This is a genomic window from Dietzia sp. B44 (genome assembly GCF_014145245.1).
GTDB classification, from domain to species: Bacteria; Actinomycetota; Actinomycetes; order Mycobacteriales; family Mycobacteriaceae; genus Dietzia; species Dietzia natronolimnaea.
In genome coordinates this window covers 1-5,316 of the sequence record NZ_JAALEF010000217.1, presented here as the reverse complement: position 1 = coordinate 5,316, position 5,316 = coordinate 1, and the positions used below count along the sequence as shown (strand labels likewise).

The following is a 5,316-nucleotide window of genomic DNA, read 5'->3' as shown; positions in this document are numbered from 1 at the left end:
GCCATTCGGGGGCGGGCTCCGCGGGGTCGGGCCGCGATGCCGCGAAGTGCTGCGTCCCGGGCGTGGTCACGTCGCGTCCCGCTGGTCGTCCTCGGCCAGGAGCGTCAACCTGTCGACCATCTCCTCGGCCTGCGCGGCGTCGAGGGCGCTGATGCGGACCGCGCCAGAGGAGGAGGCGGTGGTGACGACGACGGTGGCCAACCCGAACTGACGCTGCAGTGGACCGCGGGTCTTGTCGACGGTCTGCACCCGGGAGAGCGGCGCGGCCCTCCATTCCTCCCAGAACAGACCACTACGGCTGTAGATCGCCGTGTCCGTCGCTTCCCACCGGTGGATGGCCCAGCGCACCCGGGGTACCGCGACCAGTGCCACGGCGGTCGCGGCCGCCCACCCCGCCGCCACGAGCAGGACCCAGGGGAACAGGACCAGGCCCAGGACCACGGCCACCACCAGCGGCCCCGCCATCCACAGTGCGACCTGCGCCGTCCACCAGCGCCGACACCGCGGGTCGACGCGGTGACGTGGTGGCCTGAGTCCGATCGATGACGAGTTCACGGTGTCCAACATAGGGCCCTGTGGAACGCTGGCGTGCATGACACTTCACCGGCGCTACCGGGCCACCGGCGCAGACCTGCCCTTCGGCGATCCGCTCCGCGCGCACGGGGTGGCCATGGAGGGATACTTCCTCCGCGTGACCGATCGCGACCGCGGCCGCGCCCTGATCGCGCTCATCGGGATCAACCGGGGGCCGGACGGGCACTGGGCGACGCTCGGCCTGGCGTCCGACGAGGTGCCTCCCCGGCCAGGGGAGATCGGGGCCCCCCGGCCGGGCGTCGGCGCGACCTCGTCGTCGTCATCTACCGAGGCGGGGACGCCACCCGCGAGGTCGGGCACGTCGTCGTCTCTCCGGCTGGCCGCCGCGCCCGAGGGGTGGGCCGATCCCGACCGCCTGGGGGCCCGCTCCGGGGATCGGTTCGAGTACCGACCGGACGGGGTGACCGTGGACATGGGCGAGGGGGCCCGCCTCCACGTGGAGATCACCGATCCCGTGGAGTGGCCGCACCGGGCCGTCGGTGGGTCGAGCGTCTTCCAGGCCGTTCCCGCCCTCAACCAGTACTGGCACCCGTGGTTGCTCGGCGGTCGGGCGCGGGGCTGGGCGGAGCTGGACGGCCGGCACTGGGAGTTCGACGGCGCCGATGTCTACGGGGAGAAGAACTGGGGCGCCGAGGGCTTTCCGGACTCCTGGTGGTGGGGGCAGGCGCAGGGATTCTCCGAACCGGACACCTGCGTGGCCTTCGCCGGCGGGCAGATCCATTCGGGCCCGCTGCGCACCGAGGTCACCGCCCTCGTGGTGCGACTTCCGGATGGTCGGGTGATCCGGCTGGGAAACCCCGTGGTCTCGCCGGTCCGGGCGCGGGTCGCTGATGACGTCTGGGCACTCGAGGGGCGCGGTTACGGTTGGCGGATCCGCGTGACCGGGCGGGCGCCCCTGGGTCGGGCGCACGTGCTGCCCGTGCCGTTGCCGTCGGAGAAGCGGAACTCGGCGGGCGCGATCGAGCACCTGTCCGGTGAGCTCGAGGTGGAGGTGAGCCGGTTCGGGCGCCATGTCTGGAGCGATCACAGTCCACAGGCCGCACTCGAGCACGGGGGGCTGGACCGCGCCGAGGCCGAGTTGCGGCGGCGTGGCGTACCCGTGGGGGAGACGGGCGCCGCGCCGGAGTGAACGAACCCGGGAGCGCGTCAGATCTTGCGCAGGCGCAGCCGCTGGATGGAGTGGTCCGAGTTCTTCCGCAGCACCAGCGTCGCGCGCGGCCGGGTCGGCAGGATGTTCTCCACCAGGTTCGGGCGGTTGATCGACATCCAGATCTCGCGGGCGGCGAGCCGGGCCGCCTGGTCGGACAGATCCGCGTAGTGCGCGAAGTGCGAGTTGGGGTTGGAGAACGACGTGCTGCGCAGTTCCAGGAAGCGCTCGACGTACCACTTCTCGATGTCCTCGATCTTCGCGTCCACGTAGAGCGAGAAGTCGAACAGGTCCGAGACCATCAGCCGGGGGCCCGTCTGCAGGACGTTCAGGCCCTCGACGATGAGGATGTCCGGGCGCTTCACCTCGATGAACTCGTCGGGGACGATGTCGTACTTGGTGTGCGAGTACACGGGCGCGCGGACGACCGGGGCACCGGACTTGACCTCGGTGACGAACCTCAACAGCGCACGCCGGTCGTAGGACTCGGGGTAGCCCTTGCGGTGCATGAGCTGGCGCCGCTGGAGTTCGCGGTTGGGGTAGAGGAAGCCGTCGGTGGTGATCAGGTCCACCCGGGGGTGGGAGTCCCAGCGGGTCAGCAGCGCGCGCAACACACGCGCGGAGGTGGACTTGCCCACCGCCACCGAGCCGGCCACCCCGATCACGAACGGCATCGGGGCGTCCACGGTCTCGCCGAGGAACAGATTGGTCGACTGGAACAACCGCTGTCTGGCGGATACCTGCAGGTGGATGAGCCGGCTCAGCGGCAGGTAGATCTCCGCGATCTCGTCGAGGTCGAGGTGTTCGCCCAGGCCTCGGAGGCCCTCGAGGTCTTGTTCGGTGAGCACCATGGGCATCGCACGCCGCAGGCGCCGCCAGCTTCGACGGTCGAACTCGACGTACGGCGTGTAGTCGCCGGCATGTCTGCTCACGGTTGCTGATTGTGTCAGGTGCCCACGGGGGAGAGGCCTCCAGGTGCCCTGGCACTAGACTGACGACGACGAGACGAGCCGTGGCCCCGACACGATTCGTACGAAGTGAGAAGCCCACCTGCGAGGAGCAACGATGACCGACCCGAACACCGACGTGTTCACCGCTTCCCTGTCCGAGCTCGATCCGGAGGTCGCCGAGGCGATGGCCGGCGAGCTCGCACGACAGCGAGACACGCTCGAGATGATCGCGTCGGAGAACTTCGTGCCGCGCTCGGTCCTGCAGGCCCAGGGATCGGTGCTCACCAACAAGTACGCCGAGGGCTACCCGGGCCGGCGGTACTACGGCGGTTGCGAGCACGTCGACGTGGTGGAGAACCTGGCTCGGGACCGCGCGAAGGAGGTGTTCGGCGCCAAGTACGCCAACGTCCAGCCGCACGCGGGCGCCCAGGCAAACGCCGCCGTACTGATGGCACTCGCGGCGCCGGGCTCCAAGATCATGGGCCTGTCCCTGGCGCACGGTGGTCACCTCACCCACGGCATGAAGCTCAACTTCTCCGGCCAGCTGTACGAGGTCGCCGCCTACGAGGTGGATCCCGAGACCATGCAGGTCAACATGGACACCGTCCGCGAGATGGCGCTGGCGGAGAAGCCGGACGTGATCATCGCCGGCTGGTCGGCCTACCCGCGGACCCTGGACTTCGCGAAGTTCCGCGAGATCGCCGACGAGGTGGGGGCCAAGCTCTGGGTGGACATGGCGCACTTCGCCGGCCTGGTGGCCGCGGGACTGCACCCGAGCCCGGTTCCGCACGCCGACGTCGTGTCCACCACCGTCCACAAGACCCTGGGCGGGCCGCGCTCCGGCATGATCCTCACCAATGACCTCGAGCTGTTCAAGAAGCTCAATTCAGCGGTGTTCCCCGGCCAGCAGGGTGGGCCGCTCATGCACGCGATCGCAGCCAAGGCCACCGCCATGAAGATCGCCGGTACCGAGCAGTTCCGCGAGCGCCAGCAGCGGACCATCGAGGGCGCCAAGATCCTCGCCGAGCGGCTCATGGCCGACGACTGCCGCCAGGCCGGCGTGTCCGTCCTCACCGGAGGGACCGACGTCCACCTGGTGCTGGTGGACCTGCGCGAGTCCGACCTCGACGGCCAGCAGGCCGAGGACCTCCTCCACGAGGTCGGCATCACCGTCAATCGCAACGCCGTGCCGTTCGACCCCCGTCCGCCGATGGTGACCTCCGGTCTGCGGATCGGTACGCCCGCGCTGGCCACCCGTGGTTTCGGGGCCGAGGACTTCCGCGAGGTCGCGGACATCATCGGCACCGCCCTCGCGGCGGGTACGGACGCCGACATCACCGCCCTGCGTGGACGCGTGTCCGCGCTGGCCGCGGCCAAGCCGCTGTACGAGGGCCTCGAGGACTGGACGATCCTGGGCTGAGCGTAGGGGGCGGGCCAAGCGCAGGGGGCGCCGGAGTGGATGGTTCCGAGTCGGATGCGACGTACTCCGAACCGCGAGGTTCGAGGCCACGGTCAGGGGGATGAGGGATGGTGCAGCACGCCAGGATGGAGAGTTCCAGGTCCAAGAGGAAGGCGATTCTCCGGGTCGCGGTCGACCACTTCGGATCTGCTGGATACGAGCACACCAAGTGGGCGACGATCGCGCACGAGGTGGGAATCGGTCAGACAGCGCTATATCACTACTTTGAATCCAAAGCTCACTGCCTGCTCACGATCATGAGTACCGAGCTCGACCACTCTCATCGGCGCTTCTCTGAGGCCGTGAAGGACTCCGTGGATGCTGAATCGGCTCTGCGGGCCGCGGTGCGAGGTGTATACGACGTCACCGCCAGTGAGGCGCTTCAAGCCCGAATTCTGGTGCACCACGTCGGCATCCTGGAGACCACGCGTTCCACTGAGCGAGAAGAGGAAGAGCGCCAGACGGCGGTGGAGCACTCGCGCGCGGTGGAGCAGGACTGGATCTCGTTGCTGGCGCGCGGAATGGACTCCGGTGAGTTCCCACGGCGGGACGAGGAGGAGCTGGGACGGCTGATTCTGGGAATGGTCAGCTCCGTGTGGACCTGGTACCGGCCGGATGGGGTGCGGCCCCTCACCGCGATCGGCGATTCGGTGGCAGATGCCTGTTCACGGTTGGTGCACTGATCCGGGGTTCACGGAGCAGCGGCTACCGTTGAGGGGTGAACGAGGATACCGGTCCGGACCGGCGGAGCCTGGCCATCGGCTACGTCCCGGGCGTGCAGCCCGACAAGTGGCTCACCCGGTGGCGCGAGCGCAATCCCGAGGTGCCGATCTCGGCGCGGCGCTCGGGGGATCCGCGCTCGGCGCTGGCCCGGGTCGCCGGGGACGTGGGGTTCGACGTGATCTTCCTCCGCGAACCCGACGCGGCCCCGCGATCCTCGCCGCCCGGCCTGCTCAGGGTGCCGCTGTACACCGAGACCATGGCGGTGCTGGCGGAGAAGGATCACGAGCTGGCCGCGTTCGACACGGTGGCCGTGGCGGACCTCGAGGGCGAGCAGTGGCTCGACCCCGTCGACGCGATCGCCGCGACCCCGGACGAGGTGTCGGCCGCGGTGGACCTGGTCGCGGCCGGGGTCGGGCTCCTTGTCTTGCCGCTGCCGTACGCGC

Annotated in this window: 6 protein-coding genes; 4 read left to right on the top strand and 2 right to left on the bottom strand. The window is 69.6% G+C overall.

Annotated features, from left to right (window positions below; translation table 11 throughout):
- Positions 1–66 precede the first annotated feature (66 nt).
- Positions 67–555, bottom strand: coding sequence for a PH domain-containing protein (locus tag G6017_RS08075; RefSeq protein ID WP_182609525.1), 489 nt, complete (start codon positions 553–555; stop codon positions 67–69).
- Between the two features lie 37 nt (positions 556–592).
- Between G6017_RS08075 and G6017_RS08070 the strand changes: the two genes are divergently transcribed.
- Positions 593–1,723: a tocopherol cyclase family protein gene (locus G6017_RS08070; protein WP_182609521.1), complete on the top strand. Its 1,131-nt coding sequence runs from the start codon at positions 593–595 to the stop codon at positions 1,721–1,723.
- A gap of 17 nt (positions 1,724–1,740) precedes the next feature.
- Here G6017_RS08070 and coaA read toward each other — a convergent pair whose 3' ends face one another.
- A complete protein-coding gene (gene coaA, locus G6017_RS08065; protein ID WP_182609522.1) occupies positions 1,741–2,673 on the bottom strand; it encodes a type I pantothenate kinase in 933 nt (310 codons plus the stop codon).
- 133 nt (positions 2,674–2,806) lie between these two features.
- On the opposite strand from coaA, the gene glyA reads away from it, so the two are divergent.
- The 3 genes from glyA to G6017_RS08050 form a co-directional block, all read left to right on the top strand.
- Positions 2,807–4,111: a serine hydroxymethyltransferase gene (glyA, locus tag G6017_RS08060; protein ID WP_182609523.1), complete on the top strand. Its 1,305-nt coding sequence runs from the start codon at positions 2,807–2,809 to the stop codon at positions 4,109–4,111.
- A 107-nt stretch (positions 4,112–4,218) separates the two neighbouring features.
- Positions 4,219–4,833, top strand: a complete 615-nt coding sequence (locus G6017_RS08055) for a TetR/AcrR family transcriptional regulator (protein ID WP_107749135.1) — start codon at positions 4,219–4,221, stop codon at positions 4,831–4,833.
- A gap of 35 nt (positions 4,834–4,868) precedes the next feature.
- Positions 4,869–5,316 (top strand): LysR substrate-binding domain-containing protein (locus tag G6017_RS08050; RefSeq protein WP_182616854.1); only part of this gene is annotated, 448 nt, incomplete at its 3' end.